The organism is Pseudomonas sp. 4CAES_32.4, assembly GCF_058136335.1.
Genome location: NZ_CM176882.1, coordinates 3540225 through 3565954, shown reverse-complemented (window position 1 = coordinate 3565954; position 25730 = coordinate 3540225). Strand labels below are relative to the sequence as shown.

The window sequence follows — 25730 nt, the reverse complement described above, 5'->3', positions numbered from 1 at the left end:
GCTTGCCCTGCAAGCGATGGCGGTGGGTCAGGCACCTTGTTCGGCACAGACACACCGCCATCGCTAGCAGGGCTAGCTCCCACAGGGTTTTGTGGAAGGCACAACATTCGTGTACGGCGCAAATCAGTGTGGGAGCTTGCCCTGCAAGCGATGGCGGTGGGGCAGGCACCTTGTTCGGCACAGACACACCGCCATCGCCAGCAGGGCTGGCTCCCACAGGGTTTTGTGTCGATCACAACATTCGGGTACAGCGCAGATCAATGTGGGAGCTTGCCCTGCAAGCGATAGCGGTGTCTCAGTCAACTACTTCGGTACAGAAAGTTCGCTATCGCCAGCAGGGCTAGCTCCCACAGGGTTGTGTGTCGATCACAACATTCGGGTATAGCGCAGATCAATGTGGGAGCTTGCCCTGCAAGCGATAGCGGTGTTTCAGTCAACTACTTCGGTACAGAAAGTTCGCTATCGCCAGCAGGGCTGGCTCCCACAGGGTTTTGTGGCGGCCACAAGATTCAGGTGCAGCGCAGATCAATGTGGGAGCTTGCCCTGCAAGCGATAGCGGTGTTTCAGTCAACTACTTCGGTACAGAAAGTTCGCTATCGCCAGCAGGGCTGGCTCCCACAGGGTTTTGTGGCGGTCACAAAATCCAGTTACAGCGCCAATCCCTGTGGGAGCTGGCTTGCCAGCGATGGCGGTGGGTCAGGCACCTTGTTCGGCACAGATACACCGCCATCGCAAACGCACTACCCCCGACCTGTTTGGGCCTCGGGCAGCGCGCTGAACCACTCGGCATAGGGAGAATTTGCCACCCGGTGCCGGTTGAAGTCAGCGCTGCCATCATCCCACCAGACAGGGCCCCGTTCTCCGAGCGCAACCTTGGCGCGGTCTACATCCTGCCGTGTCTGCTGCATCTGCGCCGCATCGCCCGACGCCTTGGCCTTCCGGACTTCCCGCCGAGCCGCCATGAGCGCATCGACAAGACGCTGACGCACATCTTCTTCCAGCGCTGGATTCGAACAGCGCCACAGTTGCCCTTTGACAACGAAGTAACGACCGTCCGGCGTCACTGGATGCATGCCTCACCTCTGATCATTCAATCCTGCTCTTCACCCATCGCGCTGTAGTGCTTGCGCAGTTTTCGAAGATCTTTCGAGCCCATTTTATCCAGGCCCAACATGGCGTTCTGTGCGTCCTGAGTCGCGCGAATCAGTTCGTCGATCTTCAGATGCAAGATGTCATTGTCGCGGTTCTGCGTGTTCTGGATCAGGAACACCATCAGGAAGGTAATGATGGTTGTCGAGGTATTGATGATCAGTTGCCAAGTGTCGTTGTAGTGGAAGTAAGGCCCCGTCAGCCCCCACACCCCGATCAAAGCGATGGCCAAAAGAAAGGTTTTCGAGCTGCCTGCCCAGTTGGATAACGCTTGGCAGAAACGTGCAAATTTCATCAGTGCGAACTCTCGTGGTAGGTCTGGACTAGACAACCGGTTTGCTTGAAATACTTTATTACATTCGAACCTTTCGTCGGGCGTCTCGAGTCGCTGAATCAGTTCCGCGCCGCCTAAGTCCATTCAGCGCGATTGCCGGGTTCGCACGCTGATCATCCACTTTGAACTCTGGCTGAAGCTGCCCCGTCCTCTGCTATGAGGGGCTCAGGGCAATTCTGCTGTGTAGTCCCATTAGACGTTTTCTTTCAGAAGGCGAGGGGCCACATGAATACTTCAGACAGCAGGGCGGGCTCGCAAACAGGCGATCCTGCAGACGTTAAGCCCGGACAAGACTTTGAGCATTTAAAGGAGGACGTCACCGAAGCGCTCGGTGGCGCGAGGCAACAGGCCGATGCGCAGTTCGGCCAATACCGCGATACCGCCGCCGATCAAATCGAGGCATTGGCGCAAGGCGCGAAGAGCTTTGTCTCCGAACTGGAGGACAAGGACACACTGGGCATGTCCGACTATCTCACCGATATGGCGGAGTTGATGACTGGCCTCGCCGGGAATCTGCGTGGCAAGAGTGCCGAACAACTCCTGCATGATGCCGCCGATCTGGCGCGCAACAACCCCGCACTGTTTATCGCCGGCAGTGTCGCCATCGGGTTCGGTTTGTCGCGCTTCCTGAAGGCCGGCACCTCGGCGGCGGCCACCGTCAGCGCGGGTCACGACCCAGCCGCCGGCAGCTCGACGCCGCCCTCCGGAGGCTATGGCGTACATCGGCCTTACGAAACGTCCACCGACCCGAACCCGGGACTCGCGACCGGCATCACCCCTGCATCGCCCAATGAACACGACCATCCCACCGACTTTGCCGGTGCATCAGGCGCAGTTTCGCCCAGCACCAAAGGAGCATTGTGATGAACAGAGACGATCCGGATCTCCCGGGAACAAGACCGCTCGCGCCCACTGACGACGCTTCAATGGTTGGCCTGTTACGGCAGTTATCCCGCGAAGTCCCTGCGTTGTTTACCAAGGAATTGGCGCTGGCCAAAGTCGAGTTGCAGACCAGCCTCAATACGCTCAAGGCCGGCATCGCTGCGGTGGCGGGTGGTGCGATTGTGTTCCTGGCAGGCTTCATCATTCTGCTGATGTCGGCGGTCTACGGCTTGAGCCTGTTCATGGCGCCGTGGCTGGCTGCGCTGATCGTCGGCGTGGTGGTAATGATCATTGGCTTCGCCATGCTGCAGTCGGGCAAAAAACAGTTTGAGCCATCCCACTTCAAACCTGACCGGACACTCGATGCCTTGAACAAGGATCAGGAAGCGCTGCGGAGGAAAGTCTCATGAACACTGAACTGGATATCGAGTCGCAAAAGAGCCCTGAACAGATCGAGCGGGAAATCGACGCGCAACGCGCCAGTATCGGCAACATCGTCGACAAGCTGGAAAGCAAATTCACCCCCGGCCAGATGTTCGACCAAGCGTGGGGCATGATGCAGAACAATGGCTCGACCTTCATCAGCAATCTCGGCACCAGCGTGCGCAACAACCCGGTGCCCGCCGTGCTGACCTCGGTCGGATTGCTCTGGCTGATGATGAGCCAGAATCGGCCACCGGTGCCGCAACCGACCTATCGCTCCGGGCCTGATCAGGACAAGGCCGGCGAGTGGGCCGACGGTTTGGCTGAAGGTTTGGGCAGCGCGCGCGAGCATATGCACCAGACCGCTGACTCGATCAAGGGCGGCTACCAGTCGCTCAAGGGCAAGGCTGCGCATCTGGGCGAAAACGTCGGTGCGGCGGGCGAAAACCTTAGCCACGCCATGCACGACGCTGGTGATCGGCTGACACGCAACTCCCAGGTGTTAGGGCAGCAATTCAACCAGTTGCTCAGGGAACAACCCTTGGTGGTGGCCGCTGCCGGCATCGCCCTCGGAGCCTTGCTGGGCGCAGCACTGCCCACGACCCAAACCGAACAACGCTACATGGGGCGCACCAGTGCGGGCCTGGTCGACAAAGTGAAAAAGCAGGCGCAAGAGGGTTATGAAGCGGTGCGCGATACCGTGACGAAAACCACTGAGCAGACAGGGTCTGATGCTTCACCTGTCACACCGTCGGCGAGCGCAGATCTTTCCCGAGGTTTGGGCACCGCCTGACGCCGCGCTACCGGGAGGCCCGCAACAGGCCTCCCTTTTTTGGTTCTTTCAGGTCATCCAGTTTTCGTCAGACATTTTGAACCTAACCCAACCTCGGTTGCTCAACCGGGAAATGTTCGGGGGTGAGCGAAATGAACGCTTTCAAGAACCAACTGACACTCGCACAAGAAAACAAATTACTCGCCCTTGCGGCATGGCAACGTGCGCTGGAAAACCTTGAATTGCGCAGGGATTGCCCAGACGCCTATCACGACGAACTGCTGCGCCAATCGGACGAGATGGATCGCTTGGGCATCTTGAGTTGGGACGAGTGGCGCGACCTGCGCAGAGAAGCTGATGTGGCGTACCTGCGCGCGGTGGCCGGCGACGATTATCACCAGACAGCAAAATAGGAGATTGCCATGCCCGAACCTTTGACCTCATCCGGTGCCTCTTTCCGCTATTGGTTCGCCCGGTTTACAGGCTCCGGATGGGGTGGACGGGTTTTCTGGTCAGTGCTGATTGGCGTGACTGTTTTCCTGTTGATCAGCGGATATGGCGCCTTCGTCGGTGCCAACAAACAAAATCTGCACTTTGCCTTTCTCGGCGGCTTGTCAGGCTTCGCGGCGACGGCCATCGGTGCGGTGCTAGCGATTGCGCTGCGCGATATCGCCGCCCGCACCCAAGACATCATGCTCGGTTTCGCCGCCGGAATGATGCTGGCCGCCAGTTCGTTTTCGCTGATTCTGCCCGGTATCGAAGCCGCTCAAGCGCTGTGCGGTAATCAGCTGCTCGCCGCCTGTGTCGTCGTTGCCGGATTGGGATTGGGCGTCGCATTGATGGTGGGGCTGGATCGCTTCGTGCCTCACGAACACGAGAAAAGCGGACGCCGTGGCCCCGACGCGCAGCGCATCAATCGGGTCTGGCTGTTCGTCCTCGCGATTACCCTGCACAACCTGCCGGAAGGCATGGCCATTGGCGTCAGCTTCGCCAACGGCGACATGAAAGTGGGACTGCCGCTGACCACGGCGATCGCCATTCAGGATATTCCCGAAGGTCTGGCGGTCGCTCTGGCGTTACGCGTGACCGGCATCTCGGCACTGCGCGCAGCGCTGATTGCGGTGGGCTCTGGTTTGATGGAACCGATTGGCGCCATCGTCGGCTTGGGGATTTCCAGCAGCTTTGCCCTGGGCTATCCCATTGCGCTGGGTCTGGCAGCGGGCGCGATGATTTTCGTGGTGTCCCATGAGGTGATTCCCGAGACTCACCGCAACGGTCATGAGACACCCGCGACCTTGGGGCTGATGCTCGGTTTCGGGGTGATGATGTTTCTTGATACCGCGTTGGGTTAGCGCGTGGCGTTCTTGGAAGGAATGAAACCGTGAGCACAATCATCAGCGCGCAGGACTTACACATCGACCTGAAAGGTGCAAACGAAGCCGGGCTGTTCAAATGGCTGCTCGCCAGTTTCCTGATGGGCAAAAGAATTCAGGGCGCGATTGCCGCCAAGGCGTATCAGGTGATCGTCGAGCAACACCAGTGCGATACACCACAGAAAATCGCCCATCGCACTCACCGTCAGTTGGTCGCAATGCTGGGGCAAGCGCATTACGTGCGTTACGACGAGACCACAGCGACGCGGTTATTGGCACTGGCCAAGAAGCTGAACACTGAATACGCCGGCAAGGTCAGCAACATCGTTGCGGCGAGCGCTGATCGTCAGGCATTCGAAAAACGCTTGTCGGAATTTGAAGGGGTAGGACCGAAGACGGTGGAGATTTTCATGCGGGAAGCTGCCGCTGCGCTGTACGGTTCGAATGAGCGCCGCCATGGCAGTTCCGTTCAGGAGCCGCGTTAACGTCGCGGCGAATAAACCTCCATCCGTCGACTGCGCTGAACCACCTCGAGGCTCTGTCTTTCTACCGGGGGAGCCCTCAAGGAGTAGCCCCTATGTTCGATCAGCGAAAGCAAACAAAACTGGCGGCATGGCGCGAACTGGCGACGCAGCCGCAGAGGCATCTGGATCCGGAGGAGCAGTACGACGAACTGCTCAAGGCCGCCGATGAAATGGAGGAGCAAGGTCTGATCACCAGCGCCGAATGGCGGCAGTTGGTGCGGGATGCGGGCAGCGTGTTCACCAGCGATAACGAGCGAACTCAATGAACGAACGCCTGCATGGACACGGTTGATTCCGCGCTATTGGCCGCACGCGCCCAGTTCGCGATCACGATCAGTTTCCATATCGTGCTGGCGGCTTTTACGATCGGCTTGGCCAACTTCCTCATGGTGCTGGAAGCCTTGTGGTTGAAGACCGGGCGCAAGGTTTATCTGGACGTCTATCGATACTGGTTGAAGGTGTTCGCGCTGAATGTGGCGGTGGGCACGGCGTCCGGACTGATACTTGAATATCAGTTCGGACTGAACTGGTCGCGCCTCTCGGTGCAGGCCGGCGATATCCTTGGCCCGCTGATGTTTTATGAAATATTGGCGGCATTTTTCCTCGAAGCCGGGTTCCTCGGCATCATGCTTTTTGGTATGAAAAAAGTCGGGCCTCGCCTGCACTTTTTCGCGACGTGCGCGGTGGCGGTCGGTTCGCTGCTCAGCGCTTTCTGGATTCTTTCCGCCAATTCCTGGATGCACACGCCCGCCGGCTATTCGATTGCCGCAGACGGTCGATTCATCGCCGACGATTGGTGGGCAATCATTTTCAATCCATCGTTCCCCTATCGACTGTTACACATGACATTGGCCGCGTTGCTGGGCAGCGCCACATTTGTCGGCGGCGTCAGCGCCTGGCAGTTGCTCAAGGACTCTGACAATCCCCGGGCGCGGGTGCAATTCTCGATGGCGCTGTGGGTGATCGTCGTGTTGACGCCGTTGCAGATCGTGGTCGGCGATTTGCACGGGCAGAACAGCCTCGACCACCAGCCGCAAAAGGTCGCTGCCATCGAGGGATCCTGGACGCGGCCAGCGCTTGGGGCAGGGGAACCGCTGCGCTTGTTTGCCTGGCCGGACATGACTGAACAACGCAATCATTGGGAGTTGGCGATTCCCCGTATCGGCTCGCTGTACTTGCGGCACGACTTGAGTAGCACGATTGCCGCGCTGGACGAGTTTCCGCGCGCGGATATCCCGCCCGTGGCGCCGGTGTTTTTTGCCTTTCGGGTGATGGTCGGGCTGGGCATCCTGATGTTGCTGCAAGGCCTTGTCAGTTTGCATCTGCGCTGGCGGCAGCGCCTTCACACGTCACGCGCATGGTTATGGAGTTGCGTGTGCCTGGCCCCGGCCGGGTTTCTGGCGATGCTCAGTGGCTGGATCGTCACCGAAGTCGGCCGCCAACCGTTTACGGTTTATGGCCTGATGCGCACGGCGGACAGCCTGTCGTCGGTGTCGCGGGCGCAAGTGCTGGGATCGACCTGGCTGATTCTGCTGTTTTATCTGCTGATCTTCGGCATCGGCCTGTGGGTGTTGCTGCGTCTTTTGCGCGAGCCGCCGCACGAGGATGAAGCTGGACCGCAGCCAACCCTGGCGGATGAAACGGGCCACTCTTGAGGATGCGCAGCCATGGAAACCGAGTGGATTACCCTATTGTGTGCCGGCGCCCTGGCGTTCTCGGTGATGAACTATGTGTTGCTCGACGGCACCGATCTGGGCGTTGGTGTGCTGATGGGCCTGACCCGCGACCCCAAGGATCGACGCGCCATGGCCGTGACGATCCTGCCGATCTGGGACGCCAATGAGACGTGGCTGGTGCTCGGTGGCGGCGGACTGTTGGCGTTGTTTCCGCTGGCGTATGCCGTGCTCCTGCCTGCAGTGTATTGGCCTTTTATTCTGATGTTCGTGGCGCTGATTGTCCGCGCGGTAGCCCTGGAATTTCGCGACCACGCCCCCAGCGAGCGCTGCAAGCGAGCCGTCGATGGATTATTGCTGTGTGGTTCACTGGTCACCGGAATGACCCAAGGTGTGGTGCTCGGCACGCTGGTGCAAGGGGTTGTTCACGAGGGCGGTCAGTACACCGGCAATGGCAGCGAATGGCTCGCGCCGTTTCCTTTGTTTTGTGGCGTGGTGCTGGTTTTCGGTTACACGTGGCTCGGCGCGTGCTGGTTGTACTGGCGCTGCGTAGAACAGTTACACCGGCGCTCGGCGTGGCAAGCCCGGGCACTGGCGCTGATGACCGTGCTGTTGCTGGTGGTACTGGTCGGTTGGACCGCGACGTTACAAGCGCAATATGCGCAGCGGCTGACTGATCCACGGGTGTGGCTTTCGGCGAGCGTAGTGCTCGCAGGGTTACTGGTCGTATTCACGCTGGGGTTTGGCGCGCGTTGGCACTGCGTACCGTTGTTCGCCGCACTCGGCGTGTTCGTGTTGGCTTTTGCCTTGATGCTGGTCGCGCTGTATCCGTTGATTGTGCCGCCAAACCTCACCTTGCAGGCGGCGACGTCGAGCCCGAAAAGCCAGATGTTCATGCTGATCGGTTTCGCCGTGCTGATCCCGGTGACGCTGGTTTACAACACCTACGGCTTTCGTGTGTTCAGCGGCAAGGTTCGCGTCAGCGGCCAGGCGTGATCCGGCTCAGGTCACGCGACCTTTCTTATGCGCAGGCTGGGTGCTTCTGGAGCGTTGCAACAACTGCGCGAACGCTGCCTTGTCGATCGGTCGACTCATGAAATAGCCCTGCACCTCGTTGCATTGGTCTTTGCCGAGAATCTCGAGTTGTTCTTCGGTCTCGACGCCCTCGGCAGTGACGGTCAGGCCCATGGCTTTGCCCAGCCCGATGATGGCTTGCACCACCGCGCGGTCATTGGTGCCACTGCTGATCGAGGCGATGAAGCGCTTGTCGATCTTGATGCCGTCGAACGGATAGGCGCGCAGGTAGCCGAGGGATGAATAGCCGGTGCCGAAGTCATCCATGTTCAGGCGCACGCCGAGTTCCTTGAGCGCGTTCATGGTGGTCAGCGCACCGTCGGTGTCGTTGAGCATGACGTTTTCGGTGATCTCCAGCTCCAGGCGGCTGGCCGGGAAGCGGGTTTGCACCAGCACTTCGCGCACATCCTCGACCACGTCGCTGACGGCAAATTGCGCCGGCGACAGGTTCACCGAAAGCAGAATGTCCACCGGCCAGGTCAACGCGGTTTCGCACGCCTCGCGCAACACCCAACGGCCCAGCGGCACGATCAGATCCGTCTGCTCGGCCAGTGGAATAAACAGGTCCGGCCCAAGCAAGCCCTGAGTCGGGTGCTGCCAGCGCACCAGCGCTTCGACGGACACGATCTGCTGGCCATCGACCTTGTAGCGCGGCTGGTAGTGCAAAACGAATTCGTTGTGTTTGAGCGCATGGCGCAGGTCATCTTCCAGCTGTCGGCGAGTCTGGATCTGGTCGCTCATGTGCGCTTCGAAATAGCACCAAGTGTTCTTGCCCTCGGACTTGGCCTTATACAGCGCGATGTCGGCGTAGCGGATCAAATCGCTGGCGACATAGCCGTGGCGGCGGCTGAGGGCGATGCCGATGCTCGCGCCGATGTGTAGCGGATGCTGCTCGAAGAGCACCGGTTGATGCAGACTGCCGATCAGCCGCGTGCAGAATTTGTCGATTTCGTTGGGGCTGTCCATGCCATTGAGTACCACTACGAATTCATCGCCACCGAGGCGGGCGACGATGTCGTGTTCGCGGGTGCATTCACGCAGGCGCGCGGCGACTTCCTGCAACACCGCATCGCCGGCCGGGTGCCCGAGGGAATCGTTGATCGGCTTGAAGTTATCGAGGTCGATCATCAGCAGCGACAGCGCCGGCGAGTGTTCCTTGAGCAGTAGGGCATCCTCCAGATAGCGCGCCAGTTTGTTGCGGTTGGGCAGACCGGTCAGGGCGTCGTGCATTGACAGGTGCTGAATCTGCGCGTGGGCGGCGACCTCGTCGGTGATGTCGCTGGCGGTGCCGCGATAGCCGATGACCGTGTTTTTGTCATAAATCGGCCGCGCCGACAGGCGACAGTGACGCTGCTGGCCGGCATGGTCGCGGTAGGTGCAACGCAAGTCGCTGGCGTTGGCCTCCTCGGTCAGTTTGCTCAGCCACAATTCCAGTGGCGTGGTGTCGCAACACAGCAACTGGCCGATGTCTTGCCCCAGCCAGGCGGTGTGCGGGTAACCGGTGACTTCGCTGAAACGCGCCGACAGATACGTCAGCGACAAGTCGCGGTCGACTTCCCAGATCCAGTCCGACGCCGCTTCCGCCACGGCGCGAAAACGTTCTTCGCTGGCTTCCAGGCCACGGTTGACCGAGTCCAGCGCCTGGTTGGAGGCCTGCATCACCGCGAAGCTTTTATCGACGTATTGCGAAGAGCGCAGGGCATGGCGGAAGAAGTAAGCAGTCAGCAACATCAGCACCAGCATCGTGGCGCCAAGCGTCGGCAACAATGACCACAATAGTTGTTGGCCGGGGCGTTCCTGGTCGGCGATGAGGCTGAAACCGGTGTTGTCCAGTGCTACCCGTGGCCGGTCTGAATCGATGCTTTCATTGGGGGCAAGGGTCAGATTGCGCAGGCCATAGCCGCTGCCGATGGCGCGCAATTTGGTCGGGGTGAGTTTGTCGACGAAAACCAGCACAGAGGTTTTCTGCGGATCGCCCAACGGACGTTCATCGTTGGGCATGATCGCTGCCGCCGACACCAATGCCGGCCAGCCTTCGAACAGTGAATAAACGCTGACGGGTTTGCTCAGATCGGGCTGACTCTGAACCTGATGCACCAGCGCGGCGGCGGGCATTTGCAGAAACTCGGCGATGTCCGAATCGAGCAACTGGCCGCGCACCACAGCGTAGCGGGTGCGCTCGCGGTCAAGCACGAACACGCCGTCATAGCCGTCGCTGGTGAACAGGGTTTTGCCGACATTCTGCTCGGTGTACGCCCAGTTAGTGTCGACCGGATCGCCGAGATGCTCGTAGGCCGTGGTCCAGTAGGCGTAACTGCTGATGTAGTTTTTCGAGGCGGTGATGCGGTTTTCCAGGGCGCGGGCCGAATAAAACCCGGTTTCTTCGACTTCTTCACGGTCGAGCCGGTTGGCAATGCCCAGCAGGGCGACGCTGGCCGCAATGACCCCGGTGACGAACAGCGCGCCGACGGCCACCGCCAGACGCCGGGTGACGGCACCTTGCCGGGGTGGAAGGGGCGCCGCATAGCTGGAAATGTCCATGTGCTCGTCCTTGATCCGCTGTCTGTTAAATCTAGAACCACAGCGCGGGCGCAATGTTCCGATGGTTCTACATGACTGCTCCCAAAGCGTAGCGAACGCCGCGTAATTTGCGCTCTCTGGGCGCGATCAGGCGACCACTGGCCGGGCGCAATCGGGCGGGGAAGTGCATATCGAGTCACGGGAGGTCGGGTCCGCGAGTTGCTCGCCAGATAGGCCGCCAACGCAGCGCCGCTGGCGGGGCGCCGGTCAGCGGCCGATCCCGAAAGCACGAGACTTCCCGCTGAAAAACCGGATAATGGCGGCCATTCGTTTAGCCGTATTCTGGTAATCCCGCATGGAAATCAAGGTCAACTTTCTCGACAACCTTCGACTTGAAGCCAAGTTCGACGACTTCACGGTGATCGCCGATCAGCCCATTCGCTACAAGGGCGATGGCTCGGCACCCGGGCCGTTCGACTACTTCCTGGCGTCGTCGGCCTTGTGCGCGGCTTACTTCGTGAAGCTGTACTGCGACACCCGCAACATCCCGACAGAGAACATTCGCCTGTCGCAGAACAACATCGTCGACCCGGAAAACCGCTACAACCAGATCTTCAAGATCCAGGTCGAGTTGCCGGCGGACATCTCCGACAAGGATCGTCAGGGCATCCTGCGTTCCATTGACCGCTGCACGGTGAAGAAGGTCGTGCAGACCGGTCCTGAGTTCATCATCGAAGAAGTCGACAACCTCGACGCCGATGCTCAGGCCCTGTTGATGCCAGTCTCCGGTTCGGACGCGGGCACTTACATTGCCGGCAAGGACCTGCCGCTGGAGCAGACCATCGCCAACATGTCGGGGATTCTCGCCGACCTGGGCATGAAGATCGAAATCGCCTCGTGGCGCAACATCGTGCCGAACGTCTGGTCGTTGCATATCCGCGACGCGCATTCGCCGATGTGCTTCACCAACGGCAAGGGCGCGACCAAAGAGGGCGCACTGGCCTCGGCGCTGGGCGAATTTATCGAGCGTCTGAACTGCAACTTCTTCTACAACGACCAGTTCTGGGGCGAAGAAATCGCCAACGCCGAGTTCGTCCACTACCCGGACGAACAATGGTTCAAACCGGGGCCGAAAGACGAATTGCCGAGCGAGATCCTCGACGACTACACGCTGAAGATCTACAACCGTGACGGCGAGTTGCGCGGTTCGAACCTGTTCGACACCAACTCCGGCAACACCCAGCGCGGCATCTGCTCGCTGCCGTTTGTGCGTCAGTCGGACGATGAGGTGGTGTACTTCCCGTCCAACCTGATCGAAAACCTCTACCTCAGCAACGGCATGAGCGCCGGCAACACGCTCGCCGAAGCGCAGGTGCAGTGCCTGTCGGAGATCTTCGAACGCGCGGTGAAACGCGAAATCCTCGAAGGCGAAATGGCCCTGCCGGACGTGCCGCAGGCAGTGCTGGAGAAATACCCGAGCATCCTCGCCGGTATCAAGGGCCTGGAAGAGCAGGGCTTCCCGGTGCTGGTCAAGGACGCCTCGCTGGGCGGCGAATTCCCGGTGATGTGCGTGACCTTGATGAACCCGCGCACCGGAGGCGTGTTCGCCTCGTTCGGCGCGCACCCGAGCCTGGAAGTGGCGCTGGAGCGCAGCCTCACTGAACTGCTGCAGGGCCGCAGCTTTGAAGGTTTGAACGACCTGCCGCAGCCGACTTTCTCCGGTCAGGCCGTCACTGAGCCGAACAACTTCGTCGAGCACTTCATCGACTCCAGCGGTGTGGTGTCGTGGCGTTTCTTCAGCGCCAAACCAGACTTCGAATTCGTCGAGTGGGACTTCTCCGGCCAGGGTGAAAACTCCAACGCCGAAGAAGCCGCGACGCTGTTCGGCATCCTCGAAGACATGGGCAAGGAAGTCTATATGGCGGTCTACGAGCACATCGGTGCCAAGGCCTGCCGGATCCTGGTGCCGGGTTACTCGGAGATCTACCCGGTCGAAGACCTGATCTGGGACAACACCAACAAAGCCCTGCAATTCCGCGCCGACATCCTCAACCTGCACAACCTGAGCAAAGTCGGCTTGCGCAACCTCGCCCAAGGTCTGGAAAACAGCGAACAGGACGATTACACCGAAATCACCACGTTGATCGGCATCGAATTCGACGACAACACGCCGTGGGGCAAGCTGACGATTCTGGAATTGCGCCTGCTGATCTGCCTCGCCTTGCAGAAGTACGAACAGGCCAAAGACCTGGTCGAAGCCTTCCTGCAATACAACGACAACACCGTCGAACGCGGCTTGTTCTATCAAGCGGTCAACGTGGTGCTGGAGATGGAACTGGACGAGGATCTGGAACTGGAAGACTACGAAGCCAACTTCCGCCGCATGTTCGGCAACGAACGCATGGACGCCGCGATCGGCTCGGTCAACGGCAGCGTACGCTTCTACGGCTTGACCCCGACCAGCATGAAGCTGGAAGGCCTGGATCGGCATTTGCGATTGATTGAGAGCTATAAAAAGCTGCACACGGCGCGGGCGAACGTATCAAGCTGAATGCGCTGACTGCATAAAAAAGCACCTTCGGGTGCTTTTTTGCGCGCGATTGGCGATTATCCGCTGTGGGATGCGATCTGGTTTCAAGCGGGAACCGAGTTGCCGCCATCGCTAGCAGGGCTAGCTCCCACATTGGATCTGTGGGCTGCAAAACTTCTCTGTGAGAGTTGAGGCTAGTGGTGATAAAGACGGGAGCGATTGCTCGGACACACAATGTAAGAACACCCCAAATCCCCTGTGGGAGCTAGCCCTGCTAGCGATGGCAATCTCCCGGACACATCCTGCCAAAGGTCTGTCCCTCTCATTCAAATCAGTGGAACTAGTCTTCTCCTATTCATTGAATAAGAGGGCAAAGGAATGCCTGAATTACCCGCTTCACATCGCCTGCGTCATGGCCGCTTCGCTGAAGCCAACCGAATTTACCTGCTGACCACCAACACGTTTCGGCGTACTCCAGTGTTCGAGAATTTCAGATTGGGTCGCCTGGTTGTGACTCAGTTCCGCAATGCACAAGAGGAAGGTCTGGCGAATTCATTGGCCTGGGTTGTCATGCCCGATCACTTCCATTGGCTGGTGGAATTACAGCAAGGCTCATTGTGTGAGCTGATGCAGAAGACCACATCCCGGAGCACTAAAGCGGTGAACCGGTTTACTGGCCACAACGCGACCTTGTGGCAGAAAGGCTTTCATGACCGGGCGCTGAGGCGTGAAGAGGATTTGGTGAAGGTGGCACGATATGTCGTGGCCAATCCGTTGCGGGCGGGGCTGGTTCAGAAGCTTGGCGACTATCCGCTGTGGGATGCGATTTGGGTTTGAGCGGTAACCGAGTTGCCTCCATCGCTAGCAGGGCTAGCTCCCACAGGGGATTTGGGGTGTTAACAGACTGTGTGTCAGCTCAACTCACGGAAGTGTGAACACCACAGATCCAATGTGGGAGCTAGCCCTGCTAGCGATAAAAGTCACCACGGTATTTCAGTCTGCGCCACCACCGGCAGCACCCACCTGATCTTCGTTGCCTACAACTGGCGGCCAAGTGCTAGCATCTGCGGCCAGCGCCTAAGGTTATGGGCAATGATTCAAATCAAGGAGCAGTGCAGATGTCGGAAAAGATCGTGAAGTCCAAACTGGTCAACTTTCTGGTGGCTGACGTTGAAGTCGATTACGACGAGATCGGCGAGTTTTACGATGACGTCGGCGCGGGCAACGTCAACGTGCTGGCCGATGTGATGGAGGCTTTCCAGCACGCCTATGGCGGTTTGTGGGTTGGCGGGAAGATGGTTTTGACCCGAACGGCCATTCACCTTAATGCCAATGCCTTGAACCGCATGGTCCAGGACGGCACGCTGGATATCGAGATTCCGATCGGCATGATCCGCAAGGTCAGCAATGAAGGCGGCTTCTTCACCAAGATCATCCGCCTGGACACCGATGCCGGCAGCGTCAAGTTTCGCTGCTATGGTGCCAAGGAGGTTGTCGCGCTGATCGAAAAGATGATCGTGCCGAGGGTATCGACCGCCGTGCTCAAGCGGGCCTTGTAGCCGACGCACTGCGCAGCCGCGTGCGCTTAGCGACCGTGCGCGGCATCCGCCAGTTGCGCGGTATCGACCCGTACAAACACCGAGTCGCCCACTGCTGTCAACACATCACCGGCAAACACCTCGCAAATCACTCGGGTCTTGCGCCCGACGTCGCCTTCGACTTTTGCCCGCAAGGTCAGCGTGACGCCCATGGGCGTCGGTTTGAGGAACTTGAGGCCGAGGTTGCCGGTGACGCAGTCGATGCGCGGCAGTGTGCCGGGGTCGCGCTGCTCGGCGCGGTAGTGGTAGGCCATGGCTGTCCAGTTGGAGTGGCAATCGACCAGCATGGCGAGCAGGCCGCCGTAGACCAGGTCCGGCCAGCCGCAGTATTTGGCCTCTGGCAAATGCTCCGCGATCACATGCACACCGTCCTCATCCCAGCGACTTTTGACATGCAACCCCTGCGGATTGCGGCCGCCGCAGCCGTAGCAAACGCCTTCGGGGGCGGCGAGGTCTTGCAGAGAGGTAACGGGACTGGACATGGTTTTTATTATCCTGGAGTGGTGAGCCCGGTCAGGCGCAGGCGATTGCGGCCGCCGCGTTTGGATTCATAGAGCGCGGCGTCACCTTGCTCGATCAGCGCGGTGAGGCTGGCGGGCGCCTTGTCGAACAGACTGGCGCCGATGCTCAGTGTCACGGCGTTGGGGGTGGGGTAGGTCTGGGACGCGCTGGTGAGGAACTGCTCGCGCAAGGTGTTGCCCAGTTCGACGATGCGTTCGCTGGAGGCGTTGTTCAGCAGAATGACGAACTCGTCACCTCCGAGTCGGGCGGTCAGCGCATTGCGCGGCAGCACCGAGCGGATCATTTCGCTCAAGGCAATCAGCAAACGGTCGCCGGCGCTGTGGCCGTACTGGTCGTTGACCAGTTTGAAGTTGTCGATGTCGATCAACAGCAGGGCGCCGGGGTGTTCCTTCGAGACGTCTGCCAACAGGCGCGGCGCGCGTTTTTCGAGGGCGCGGCGGTTGTACAGGGCGGTCAGGGGATCGCGTTCGGCGAGGCGGGCGATCTGCTTTTCCCGGCGATAGCGTTCGGTGCCGGTCATCGACAGGGCGATCAACATGATCGCCATCGCGCCTTCGACCAGGGAAATCTGAATGATCTCGCCACGAAAGGCCGCCAGATCGATCAACGTGCCGGGAATCACCACGGTCAGGGCCTTGGCCACGTAGAAAATCCCGTGCCCCAGCAGCACGTAGCGCAATTGCACGGCGCCGATGCTCAAGGACTTGCCGTGCGGTCGCAGCAACGAGCTGGCCTTGAGCGTCGACAGTGCCACCAGTAATGAATTGGCCGCCAGCATGGCTTTCGACCAGAGGGGCCCGTCCGGCAGTAACAGCATGACCAGCCAGACCACGAAAATCAGGTACCAGGCGGGTGACAGCCGGATCTGGGTGAAGCGCACCACCCCCAGCAAAAACAGAAAATGCGCCGTCACCAGCAGCCCGTTGGCGAACCAGATGCCGATAAACAGAAAACCACTGCTGCGCAGCAGGGCCAGGGTCGAGCCCACGGTGATCGTGGCGAAACCGGCGCTCCAGAACAGCAGCGAAGGTTCACGGATGCTGCGCCATTCAACCGCCAGGTACAGCGCGGCGGCGGCCGCGAGGGCGATCGTGATGGTGAGCATCGTTGGCGGGTCGAGCGGCATTTCCGGGCGGGCCTGTCTGGTTGGCGGTAAGACCGGCGATTGTAAGCGTTCGGGCGGTTTTTTCGCAGGGGGCGTGTTGCCGCGCAGACCATCGGTGCTGGTGCGGCAGGCTGGAACCGCCGCGCCGAGCGGTCATGGCGACGGCGTGAGCCAGGTGTCGACGACGCGCCGGTCGAGTTCTTCCCAATACGCCATGCCCAACACGCGGGTGGTGTTCAAGCCGCGCAAGTAACCGCGCAGTTGATTGGCAGTGTCCTGGATCAGTTGCGGGTCGCCGGCATTCTTGTCCAGCAAAACGCTTTCGTACTGAACCAGGTATTCGGCCACACGCTCACGAAAGTCGGGCAAAACGGCGTCGCGGATCAGGTCAAATGTTCTCAAGGAAGCATCCTCATTGCTGTTTTTCTAGTTGTATTGAGTGTGTATCAGTCTGCACGACACGCAACTATTGCTAGAAGTAATAGTGACCATCACGAAACGCAAGTTCTGCTTTGTCGGCAATCGGCGGAAAATCGCCTCCATCGAATACGCCGCTCAAGGAATATGCGCGATGAAGACTCTGACCCGACTGGCTTTGGTCGCCCTGTTGACGGGCGCAGCACTGACCACTGCACCGGCCTTCGCTGGCGACGCCGGGTCCTGCCATCTTCCCGCTATCGCCGCGAGCAGCACCACGTTACAACATTCGCAAACGGTCGGCGTGTTGCTCAGCGAGAACACGCTGGACAACCTGCAATACCTGGAGCGCTACCACGACATGGCGACTAACGGTGCGCAAGATGCGCTGGATTCGCGAATCCGCCAGGCGTTTGTTGGCAGCTCCGATCCGGAACTGGCCATCGACTGGTTGGTGAGTTCACTGCAACAGCAGTTCTTGTCGGTGACCGTCTACGACAACCTCGATGCGCTGGTTGAGGCGCATCCAGACGTCGTGGTCAAACTCGACACGTTCAACCGTCTGCTGACACAGCGCAACAGTCTGGTGGAAGCACGTTTTACTGCGCGGTTCTACGACGCCGACCTGCAATACATCGGCAAGGCCGAAGGTGCGGTGGAAAAACAGTTGCCGTCGGTGTGGGCGCATAACCAGTCGGCGCCGGCAGTTGCCGCGCAAATCGACAAGCAGCGAGACCTGCAACTTAACGCGCTGAAGCAATTCGATGTGTCGCTGAAGGCGTTGGTAGCGTCGAGCTGACTCTTAAAACATAAATGGCAACGGCGGCTCCGTGAGGCTGAACCGTTGCCAGTTGAACCGAACCTTTATTTTCAGGATTACCCCTATGCGTCCTTTCTTCGTGCCTGCCATGGCCGCCGCTGTCTTGTTGTTGAGCGGTTGCGCTTCTGCGCCGAACAATCCGACCCTGACCTTGCAGACCAGCAAGACTCCTGCGCAATACGCTGAATGCGTGGTGCCGAAGTTGCAGGGGAGTGCGATGACTCCGACGGTTTCGCAGACTCAGCGCAGTTATCGGATTGTGGTGCCGAGCAAGATTTCGGCGGACAACATTCTGGAGGCTTATAAGGCGGGCACGGGGGGCAAGGTGTTCCTTTATGAGCGGCATTTGTTGGCAAGCAATTATTTGCCGTCGAGTTTTGAGCGGGCGGCTCAGGATTGCATCTGATCTGGCCCTTTGTGCGTATTTGAAAGAGCTCTTTTGGTTGGCCGCAACCGACCAATTTTTTGCCCTGCGATCTTGATTGGTCGTGGGGCTTTTTTTTGTCTTGGCGGCCTTTGGGCCGACCAGGTTCTTGGGGTTTGGGGGTATATCCGTTTCTTTGGGTGTTGCGGGTGGCGGTTTCGCCCTTACGGCGACTCACTTTTCCAGACGCCGAAAAGTAAGCAAAAGGCTGGGCCCCTGCGTTCGGCCCGCTCGCTGGGGCTCGGGGTTCCTTCGTTCCGGGATCGATCCGGGCGCATCGCCTCCGGTTTGCTTCGCTGCACCTCCTCTCGATGTGTTCGACTTCGTCGAACGGTCGCTGCGCTCCCACGCCCGGATCAATCCCTCCACTCAGCCTTCCGATGGGGCCGGTACGGCAAGATCAAGAGCGGTACTCGAGCTTGCGCTCATTGTTTTGAGTGGTTGGGGCGGGGGGCGGGGGGCGGTATTTTTGAGGTGGTGAGCGATTAGGGGGGGGTGACGGTGCTTTGGCAGACGGCTTATACCCATTTGAAACGGGCGGGGAATCTTGCTACGAAGCAGGTTCCCGTTTCGGCATTCGACGTCACGCTCAGGGTGCCGTTGTGCGCAGAGACGATCTGCGCGGCGATGTAGAGCCCCAACCCCAGGCCTTCGCAACGCTGCCCGGCTTCGGCTCGGGAGAACGGTTCGAACAGCAGTGGCATCAATGACGGCGGAATCGGCGAGCCCTGATTGGTCAGGGATATCACGATTTCGTCGTTTTCTGCATAGGCCTTGAGCGTGATCGGTGTGCCGGCCGAGCCGTGGGTTACCGCATTGCCCAGCAAGTTGGAGAGCAATTGGCTGATGCGCAAGGCATCGCAGTAGATGCCCGCCGGAACATCGAGGGCATGGTTGAACGTGGCGCGTGGGTGTGAGGCCTGCACTTCTTCGAGGGTCAGTTGCAGGGTCTGCTGCAAGTCATCCACCAGTTTGCGCTGCACCGGAATCCCGCCTCCCAGACGTCCACGAGCAAAATCGAGGATGTTTTCGATCAGCACGCCCATACGCACAGAACTGTTGCGAATCGCCGAAATCAGGTTTAGCGAGCGCTTGTCATCGGTTTTGGTTTCCAGCAGATCTGCGCTCATGCGCACAGCGCTCAAAGGGGTGCGCAAGTCGTGCCCGAGCACAGCGATGAATTGTTCGCGTAGCCGGCCGAGTTCGTTGGCGTTGTTCAACTGGAGGGTGGCCGCTTCGAGACGGCTTTGCGTGTCGAGGCTCATCGCGATCAGTTGGGCGAACAGGGTCAGGGTCTTGGCGATGGCCGGTTCGTCGAGGTTGGCCGGGACCGAGTCGATTGCGCACAGCGTGCCGAAAAAGTCGCCATTGGCCTTGATGATGGGAATCGAGATGTAGCTTTCCAGGCCATAAGTCTTCGGCGTGTGGTGTCGGGAGAAGATCGGGTGGGTGCTGGCATGGCCGAAAATGACCGGTTGCTGGTGCTGGCGAATTTCATGACAAATGGTCGATTCGAGCACCAGTTCGCCGCCGGGTTCGAGGCCGAAATTGATGGAGTCGTCGACTGCACAGGCCACCCAGTTTCGGTCGGTGACCCGCGCCACCGCCGCAAAGCGCATACCGGTCAGGTGTTTGACCATGCTGAGGATCACCGGCACGGCGTCAATGCGGTGGATGGCTTCGATGTCGGATGAAAAATCTGCAGAGGTCATGGGCCGGTGCTTCGCGTTGATGTCGTCAGAGACTATCGGTAAATAGCGGACATGACTAATGCACTCAGGCAAAAAAAGAGGGCGCCCGTGGGCGCCCTCTGCAGTGATGGTCAGTTCCGCTGTGCGGATGACGGCTCACCCATTCAGAACTTGTATTTGGCCGTCAGCATGTAACTGCGCGGATTGCCGTAGTTGTCGGTCGAACCCCAGGTCACGTCGGAGCCGATGGACGAGTAGTAGACGCGATCGAAGATGTTGTTCGCATTGACCTGCAGATCCAGGTGTTTGTTGACTTCGTAACCGGCCATCAGGTCGGTGACCGCATAACCGCCCTGTTCGAGACGGTAGCTGCCGCCATTGGCCAGGGTGATGTCGTTGTACATGCGGCTTTGCCAGTAGACGTTGCCGCCGACGCGGAATTTCTCCAGCGGACCCTGCAGGCGGTACATCGTCGAAACCTTGAACAGATGCTCAGGCGTGTCGGTGTCGAAACGCTGATTGTTGTTGTCCGGGTTTTCGTCCTTGATGTAGTGGGCGCGGGTGTAGGTGTAGCCGGCGCCGACTTGCCAGTTCTCGGTCAGCGCACCTTGCAGTTCGACGTCCAGGCCCTGGCTGCGCACTTTGCCGGAACCCTGGTAGCAGGTCATCACCGGGCAGCCGAACTGATTGTCCGCGAGGGTGGCGCGGTTGGTCTGGTCGATTTGGAACACCGCGACACTGCCATTTAGCGCGCCATCGAAGTATTCGCCCTTGATGCCGACCTCGTAGTTTTCACCGACGATCGGCTCCAGCAGTTTGCCGGACAGATCTTTCTGGGTTTGCGGGGTGAAGATGTCGGTGTAGCTGGCGTAGACCGAGTGGTGATCGTCGAGCTTGTAGATCAGGCCGGCGTAACGGGTCAGGTTGCGTGTGACCTTGTAGTCGCCATCGCCGCTGCGGTCGTCGTAGTCGTACCAGTCGAGACGGCTGCCGAGGATCAGGGTCAGTGGATCGCTCAGGCTCAAGCGAGTGGTCAGGTAGAAGGCGTCCTGGGTGGTGACGCTGCGGGTCTTGCCGTCACGCACGAAGTCAGGCTTCGGCGCGCCAATCGGCCAGGCCGTGGTGTACGGATCGTATTCCTTGGAGGTCGCATCGTAAGCACGGTTGCTCGCGCCGACAACCAGTTCGTGGGTGCGGCCGAAGGCTTCAAACGGGCCGCTGGCAAAGGCGTCGAACGCGGTTTGCTTATCGGTGTTGTGCGACTGATAGGCCGTGGTTTCCAGCGGGCCGGCGTAACGCGACAGGTAGGTGCCGGAGAATTCGCCGTTGAGGGTTGAGGACGTGCCGGCGACGTGCAGCTTCCAGTCGTTGTCGAAGCGGTGCTCGACTTCACCGAACACGGTGTCGATCTGCAGCTTCTTGTTTTCCCAATCCGTGCCCGGGTAGGTGGAGCGGGGCAGGTCGAGGTGATGGCCGTCGGTGCCGATCGGCAAGCCACCCCAGAAATAGTTGGTCTGCTCGTTTTGACGGGAGAAACCGAGGGTTGCCGTGGTGCTTTCGCTCAGATCGGCTTCACCGATGGCGTAGAACAGGCCGTGATCGTTCTGTTCTTTGTCGCGGAAGCTGTCAGCGCCCTGATAGGAACCGACGATGCGGCCACGCAAGGTGCCGCTGTCGTTGAGCGGGCCAGAGGCGTCGAGCTCGCCACGGTAATCATCCCAACTGCCCGCCGCGCCGGTGAGGCTCACTTGCGGTGTGGCGGTCGGGCGTTTGCGCACCATGTTGATCGCCGCCGAAGGGTTGCCGGCGCCGGTGACCAGGCCGGTCGCGCCGCGCACCACTTCGACACGATCGAACATCGCCAGGTTTGGCTGCACGGCCATGGTGAAGGGCGAGTAGGTGCTTGGCAGGCCGTCGTACATGATGTTGTCGATGTCGAAACCGCGAGCGCTGTAAGTCTGCCGGCCCGGGCCGCTGGACTGACTGAGGAACAACCCCGGCGTCGCTCTCACCACGTCATTGATGCTGGTCATGTTCTGATCGTCCATGCGCTGACGGGTAATCACCGTCACCGCTTGAGGCGTTTCGCGCATGGTCAGTGGCAATTTGGTCGCCGTCTGCATCGGGCCCGTGGTGTAGGAGTCCGTGCCTTCGGTGGTGCTGCTCATTTGCGTGGCGCCGATCTCGGTGGCGCCCAGTTCAAGCGTTGCAGGCGCGGTATCTTCGGCCAAAACAGGTGTGGCGCCGGCCATGCAAATGGCGAGTGCCAGCAGGTTTGGCGAGAGGTGCGAACGGCGGTGATTGGCGTGAAACGACATCTAACTGATTCCCCCAATGGTACGAAAACGAATCTGATGCAAGCGTATGTAATAATTGTTCTCATTAGTGTCTCAGATCGCATCAAGGGAATAAAGGCATACGAGTCAGTTAGTTAACGAATTTTTCACATTTGCGCCGAAGTACGGCGAAGCAACATCAGCGCGAAGTGCACGACGTTTTGCCGTCAAGGCGGGGAAAATCGAGGGCTAAAGAGGGGAGCGGCAAGGCTCAGCAGCGACCGGTCGATAGGACCTTCGACCGGTGGCACTGCTGATGAAAAATGGACGTGTTGGAGAGCAGTTTCAGTTCAAATCGTCAGCCGAATGCCGCTCCGGCACCTGACTCTCTTCGTCGCCCCAGGTGCGGTTAACGCGCTGCCCGCGAATGACCGCCGGGCGCTTGGCGATCTCTTCTGCCCAACGTTGCAGATGGGTGTATTCGTCCGCCGCCAGAAACTCGGCCGCTGAATACACGTTGTTGCGCACCAATTGCCCATACCACGGCCACACCGCGATGTCGGCGATGGAGTATTGGTCGCCGGCCAGGTAACGACTTTCGGCCAGACGCCGATCCAGCACATCCAGTTGCCGCTTGGCTTCCATGGTGAAGCGGTTGATCGGGTATTCCAGTTTCTCCGGCGCGTACGCATAGAAGTGCCCGAAGCCACCGCCCAGATAAGGCGCTGCGCCCATTTGCCAGAACAACCAGTTCAGGGTTTCGGTGCGCCCGGCTGGATCCTTGGGCAGGAAAGCGCCGAACTTCTCGGCCAGATACAGCAGAATCGAGCCGGACTCGAACACGCGGATCGGCGGTTCGACGCTGCGATCCAGCAATGCCGGAATTTTCGAGTTCGGATTGATCTCGACAAACCCGCTGGAGAACTGATCGCCCTCGCCAATGCGGATCAGCCACGCATCGTATTCGGCTTCGGTGTGGCCGAGCGCGAGCAGCTCTTCCAGCAGAATCGTCACTTTCACGCCGTTCGGCGTGGCCAGCGAGTAGAGCTGCAGCGGTTGCTTGCCCACCGGCAAGGCCTTGTCATGGGTCGGCCCGGCAGTCGGGCGGTTGATATTGGCAAACTGACCGCCGGACGCGGCGGTGTTTTTCCAGACCTTGGGCGGAACGTAGGACGCTTTGCTCATGAAACGGACCTCATCGTTGGCAGGCTGAGAATAGACAGCCACCGTAAGGAAAAATCCCCGCGCATGCCAGGCTTACTTGGGATTGCTGGCCGGCGGAATATCCCCACAGAAAATATCCACGCTGCCATCCGTCGCCGCCGTGCGCACCACCACCGAATACTCGCCAGCGAGTAAGGTCGACAAGGCCACCGGCGCACTTCTGGAAAACGCCCAGCCGCGCACAGGCTGGCGCTCTGTGGTGACTTTATCGTTCATCGCGTAAGCCACCGGCCCAGGCTGCTGACAGCGGCCTTGATTGACGAAAGCGTAAAGACGCAAGGGTAGCGAGGCCCCACTCGGCGCGCCGCTGATAAAGAAACTGAAACCGGTGTCCTTGCCCCAGTCGGCCAGCGTGACATTGCCGATCTGCCCGGGATTTTGCCGGGTGGCGTTGAGCGTGACGCTGGCACCGGGATGCGACGAGGACGCGCAGCCGAACAGGCTGAGCGAAACCATTAGCGCCGTGACCGGGTTTCGAATGTTCATGGCTGACCTCCGAGATTGAACATTACCGCTGCAATCGGTCAGTTAAGCAGATTGCCTCGAACCCCCCGTGACCTACGCATCGCCCAATGGCCAGCGTCCGGCCAGATACGCCGTCAGATAATCGACAAAGGCTCTGACTTTCGGAGTCATCGCCGCGCGTTCCTGGACGCAGGCATAAATCTCCATGGGCTCTATTCCCCCGCTGTGTGGCTCAAACAGCGGCACCAATTGGCCTCGCTCGATAAACGGCGCCGCCACAAATTCGGCCAGACGCGTGATCCCCATCCCGTTCACAGCCATGTGTGCCAGCGCATCAATGTCATCGCTGATCGCCGTGGCATTGATGTCGGCGTCGTAGCGCTGCCCGTCGCGGATAAACCTCCAGCGCAGAAATCGCCCGTCCAGCGGGTAGCGAAAAGCCAGGCACGCGTGCTGTTGCAGATCGTCCGGAGATTGCGGGCAACCGGCGCGTTCCAGATACACCGGCGCGGCGCAGAGGATGAAGGGCAGGGAGGCAATCTTGCGCGCAACGATGCCGTCTTCCAGTTGCGGCTTGATGCGCAGGCTGAGGTCGATGCGATCCTGAATGTGATTGATTTTGTTGTCGGTGGTCGAGAGTTCGATGAGCAGGCGCGGATGTTGCGCGGCGAACCCGGCAATCAGCGGTGCCAGCACGTGTCGACCGAATGCGGCGGTGGAAGCAATGCTCAAACGGCCTTGCAGCTCGGTTTCATCGCTGCTGATCGCGCTTTGCGCCGACTCCAGGTCCTGCGCGATGCGCCGGACCTTTTCGTAATACACCGCGCCGTTTTCCGTCAGCGCCAGACTGCGCGTGGTGCGTTGCAACAGGCGCACGCCGAGGTGGGTCTCGAGGCGGTTGAGCGTCTGGCTGACCGCCGCAGCACTGACGCCCAAGCTCTTGGCCGCGCCGACGATCGAGCCGGATTCGACCACTTTGATAAAACTGGCAATCGCCGCCAACAGGTTCATCCGAGCTCGCCCATCACGTTTGATTCGTAAGTTGTGCTTTATAAAGCAGCAACCGATGACCGTCTAGTGGGCGCTAATCGGCCTTGTTAAGGTGCCCGCTCCCTGTCAAATGGATGGAAAATTCCTATGGATCAACGTGCTGCCGAAGCTGTTTATATCCGCCGTCGCAGGCTGTCGCCTCGCGCTACGCCGTATGTGTTTGCTCTGTACATGGCGACGATCATGGCGTTCCTGATGTCGCTGGTCATTACCGCTGCCAATGCCGGCATTGATAACAATTACCTGAGCAATGCCTTGCACGCCTACAAACTGGCGATGCCCGTGGCGTTCCTCTGCATCCTGGTCGTTCGGCCGCTCGTGATCAAACTGGTGGCGCTGACGGTGCATCCGCCGCGTTGACGATCACTCAAGCCAATATTGCTGCAACGCTCCGTGCACGCCTTGTACCGGATCCTGCTCGGGTAACGGCAATTGCGCGATATTCGCCAGTTGCGCCGGGGTCGGTGCTTCACTGCAAATATCGCCGTGCTGGCCTGGCGGGTAGGCGCCCACCACGAGAAAGTCATCACTGGAACCGAGGCTGCAATGGCCGGTGCCAACGGGCAGCAGCAACACATCGCCAGCGCTGACGTCCAGCACATGCCCATCGGGCCCGCCGAGCATCAGCCGCGCATTTCCGCACGCTACCCCAAGCACTTCATGGCCCTGGGTGTGGAAGTGATGAAAATCGTAGACGTGGTAGCGCCACTGCGGCGGCCAGCCGTTGGCGCTGAAGGTCTGCTCGAACAGGGCCGCAGGATCGCTGCCCTCGATGGCAATCGCCTGCGGATAAATCAGTACCGGCAACTGCGGGTTATTCGGCACCCAATCGTTACGCTCAAGCTGCAAGGTTTGTACGGGGAGGGGCATGTTGTTCTCCTTGT

At 59.6% G+C, this 25730-nt stretch carries 27 protein-coding genes; 15 read left to right on the top strand and 12 right to left on the bottom strand.

The window, feature by feature from the left end:
- Positions 1-740 precede the first annotated feature (740 nt).
- A complete protein-coding gene (locus AC3Y64_RS15835; RefSeq protein ID WP_489984393.1) occupies positions 741-1073 on the bottom strand; it encodes a hypothetical protein in 333 nt (110 codons plus the stop codon).
- A gap of 17 nt (positions 1074-1090) precedes the next feature.
- On the bottom strand, positions 1091-1444 hold the full coding sequence (locus tag AC3Y64_RS15830; protein WP_158956551.1) for a low affinity iron permease family protein: 354 nt from the start codon (positions 1442-1444) through the stop codon (positions 1091-1093).
- A 264-nt stretch (positions 1445-1708) separates the two neighbouring features.
- Between AC3Y64_RS15830 and AC3Y64_RS15825 the strand changes: the two genes are divergently transcribed.
- The 9 genes from AC3Y64_RS15825 (at position 1709) to cydB (ending at position 8126) form a co-directional block, all read left to right on the top strand.
- Positions 1709-2347, top strand: a complete 639-nt coding sequence (locus AC3Y64_RS15825) for a hypothetical protein (protein WP_489984392.1) — start codon at positions 1709-1711, stop codon at positions 2345-2347.
- Entirely contained in the window at positions 2347-2775 is a 429-nt protein-coding gene (locus tag AC3Y64_RS15820; protein ID WP_446829809.1) for a phage holin family protein, read from the top strand. The genes AC3Y64_RS15825 and AC3Y64_RS15820 overlap by 1 nt, the downstream gene beginning before the upstream one ends.
- A complete protein-coding gene (locus AC3Y64_RS15815; RefSeq protein ID WP_489984391.1) occupies positions 2772-3581 on the top strand; it encodes a DUF3618 domain-containing protein in 810 nt (269 codons plus the stop codon). Before AC3Y64_RS15820 ends, AC3Y64_RS15815 begins: the two co-directional genes overlap by 4 nt.
- Before the next feature lie 131 nt (positions 3582-3712).
- Complete coding sequence (locus AC3Y64_RS15810; protein WP_489987982.1) at positions 3713-3973, top strand: hypothetical protein; 261 nt, start codon at positions 3713-3715, stop codon at positions 3971-3973.
- Positions 3974-3982: 9 nt separating this feature from the next.
- Positions 3983-4912 carry a ZIP family metal transporter gene (locus AC3Y64_RS15805; RefSeq protein ID WP_489984390.1) on the top strand — a complete coding sequence of 310 codons (930 nt, stop codon included), beginning with the start codon at positions 3983-3985 and terminating at the stop codon, positions 4910-4912.
- Positions 4913-4941: 29 nt separating this feature from the next.
- A complete protein-coding gene (locus AC3Y64_RS15800; protein WP_489984389.1) occupies positions 4942-5418 on the top strand; it encodes an HhH-GDP family DNA glycosylase in 477 nt (158 codons plus the stop codon).
- A gap of 92 nt (positions 5419-5510) precedes the next feature.
- Positions 5511-5723 carry a hypothetical protein gene (locus AC3Y64_RS15795; RefSeq protein WP_489984388.1) on the top strand — a complete coding sequence of 71 codons (213 nt, stop codon included), beginning with the start codon at positions 5511-5513 and terminating at the stop codon, positions 5721-5723.
- A gap of 12 nt (positions 5724-5735) precedes the next feature.
- Positions 5736-7112, top strand: a complete 1377-nt coding sequence (locus AC3Y64_RS15790) for a cytochrome ubiquinol oxidase subunit I (RefSeq protein ID WP_489984387.1) — start codon at positions 5736-5738, stop codon at positions 7110-7112.
- A gap of 12 nt (positions 7113-7124) precedes the next feature.
- The gene (cydB, locus tag AC3Y64_RS15785; protein ID WP_489984386.1) at positions 7125-8126 is read left to right on the top strand and encodes a cytochrome d ubiquinol oxidase subunit II; all 1002 of its coding nucleotides are present in this window, start codon (positions 7125-7127) and stop codon (positions 8124-8126) included.
- Between the two features lie 6 nt (positions 8127-8132).
- Here the strand turns inward: cydB and AC3Y64_RS15780 are convergent, their stop codons facing one another.
- Positions 8133-10745, bottom strand: coding sequence for a bifunctional diguanylate cyclase/phosphodiesterase (locus AC3Y64_RS15780; RefSeq protein WP_489984385.1), 2613 nt, complete (start codon positions 10743-10745; stop codon positions 8133-8135).
- A 334-nt stretch (positions 10746-11079) separates the two neighbouring features.
- Here AC3Y64_RS15780 and AC3Y64_RS15775 point away from each other — a divergent pair, with 334 nt between their 5' ends.
- The 3 genes from AC3Y64_RS15775 to AC3Y64_RS15765 all read left to right on the top strand — a co-directional run bounded on the left by AC3Y64_RS15775 (position 11080) and on the right by AC3Y64_RS15765 (position 14813).
- Positions 11080-13275 carry an OsmC domain/YcaO domain-containing protein gene (locus AC3Y64_RS15775; protein WP_489984384.1) on the top strand — a complete coding sequence of 732 codons (2196 nt, stop codon included), beginning with the start codon at positions 11080-11082 and terminating at the stop codon, positions 13273-13275.
- Positions 13276-13632: 357 nt separating this feature from the next.
- Positions 13633-14091 carry an REP-associated tyrosine transposase gene (locus AC3Y64_RS15770; RefSeq protein ID WP_489984383.1) on the top strand — a complete coding sequence of 153 codons (459 nt, stop codon included), beginning with the start codon at positions 13633-13635 and terminating at the stop codon, positions 14089-14091.
- Between the two features lie 281 nt (positions 14092-14372).
- Positions 14373-14813, top strand: coding sequence for a hypothetical protein (locus tag AC3Y64_RS15765; protein WP_489984382.1), 441 nt, complete (start codon positions 14373-14375; stop codon positions 14811-14813).
- A 26-nt stretch (positions 14814-14839) separates the two neighbouring features.
- Here the strand turns inward: AC3Y64_RS15765 and AC3Y64_RS15760 are convergent, their stop codons facing one another.
- The 3 genes from AC3Y64_RS15760 to AC3Y64_RS15750 all read right to left on the bottom strand — a co-directional run bounded on the left by AC3Y64_RS15760 (position 14840) and on the right by AC3Y64_RS15750 (position 16881).
- Entirely contained in the window at positions 14840-15334 is a 495-nt protein-coding gene (locus AC3Y64_RS15760; protein WP_489984381.1) for a PaaI family thioesterase, read from the bottom strand.
- Between the two features lie 8 nt (positions 15335-15342).
- Positions 15343-16500 carry a GGDEF domain-containing protein gene (locus tag AC3Y64_RS15755; protein ID WP_489984380.1) on the bottom strand — a complete coding sequence of 386 codons (1158 nt, stop codon included), beginning with the start codon at positions 16498-16500 and terminating at the stop codon, positions 15343-15345.
- 132 nt (positions 16501-16632) lie between these two features.
- Positions 16633-16881 (bottom strand): hypothetical protein, encoded by a 249-nt coding sequence (locus AC3Y64_RS15750; RefSeq protein ID WP_489984379.1) that lies wholly within the window; start codon positions 16879-16881, stop codon positions 16633-16635.
- Between the two features lie 169 nt (positions 16882-17050).
- Between AC3Y64_RS15750 and AC3Y64_RS15745 the strand changes: the two genes are divergently transcribed.
- Together AC3Y64_RS15745 and AC3Y64_RS15740 are read left to right on the top strand one after the other, a co-directional pair.
- A complete protein-coding gene (locus AC3Y64_RS15745) occupies positions 17051-17695 on the top strand; it encodes an ATPase (protein WP_489984378.1) in 645 nt (214 codons plus the stop codon).
- Positions 17696-17780: 85 nt separating this feature from the next.
- Positions 17781-18122 (top strand): hypothetical protein, encoded by a 342-nt coding sequence (locus AC3Y64_RS15740; RefSeq protein ID WP_489984377.1) that lies wholly within the window; start codon positions 17781-17783, stop codon positions 18120-18122.
- 536 nt (positions 18123-18658) lie between these two features.
- Here AC3Y64_RS15740 and AC3Y64_RS15735 read toward each other — a convergent pair.
- The 5 genes from AC3Y64_RS15735 to AC3Y64_RS15715 form a co-directional block, all read right to left on the bottom strand.
- Positions 18659-19852, bottom strand: coding sequence for a GAF domain-containing sensor histidine kinase (locus AC3Y64_RS15735; protein ID WP_489984376.1), 1194 nt, complete (start codon positions 19850-19852; stop codon positions 18659-18661).
- Positions 19853-19995: 143 nt separating this feature from the next.
- Complete coding sequence (locus AC3Y64_RS15730; RefSeq protein ID WP_489984375.1) at positions 19996-22149, bottom strand: TonB-dependent siderophore receptor; 2154 nt, start codon at positions 22147-22149, stop codon at positions 19996-19998.
- Between the two features lie 303 nt (positions 22150-22452).
- Entirely contained in the window at positions 22453-23292 is an 840-nt protein-coding gene (yghU, locus tag AC3Y64_RS15725) for a glutathione-dependent disulfide-bond oxidoreductase (RefSeq protein WP_489984374.1), read from the bottom strand.
- Positions 23293-23364: 72 nt separating this feature from the next.
- Positions 23365-23817 (bottom strand): hypothetical protein, encoded by a 453-nt coding sequence (locus tag AC3Y64_RS15720; RefSeq protein ID WP_158957262.1) that lies wholly within the window; start codon positions 23815-23817, stop codon positions 23365-23367.
- A 72-nt stretch (positions 23818-23889) separates the two neighbouring features.
- A complete protein-coding gene (locus tag AC3Y64_RS15715; protein ID WP_489984373.1) occupies positions 23890-24807 on the bottom strand; it encodes a LysR family transcriptional regulator in 918 nt (305 codons plus the stop codon).
- 126 nt (positions 24808-24933) lie between these two features.
- Between AC3Y64_RS15715 and AC3Y64_RS15710 the strand changes: the two genes are divergently transcribed.
- Entirely contained in the window at positions 24934-25206 is a 273-nt protein-coding gene (locus AC3Y64_RS15710) for a DUF2798 domain-containing protein (protein WP_489984372.1), read from the top strand.
- 3 nt (positions 25207-25209) lie between these two features.
- On the opposite strand, the gene AC3Y64_RS15705 is transcribed toward AC3Y64_RS15710, so the two are convergent.
- Positions 25210-25716, bottom strand: coding sequence for a cupin (locus AC3Y64_RS15705; protein WP_489984371.1), 507 nt, complete (start codon positions 25714-25716; stop codon positions 25210-25212).
- Between the last annotated feature and the right edge of the window lie 14 nt (positions 25717-25730).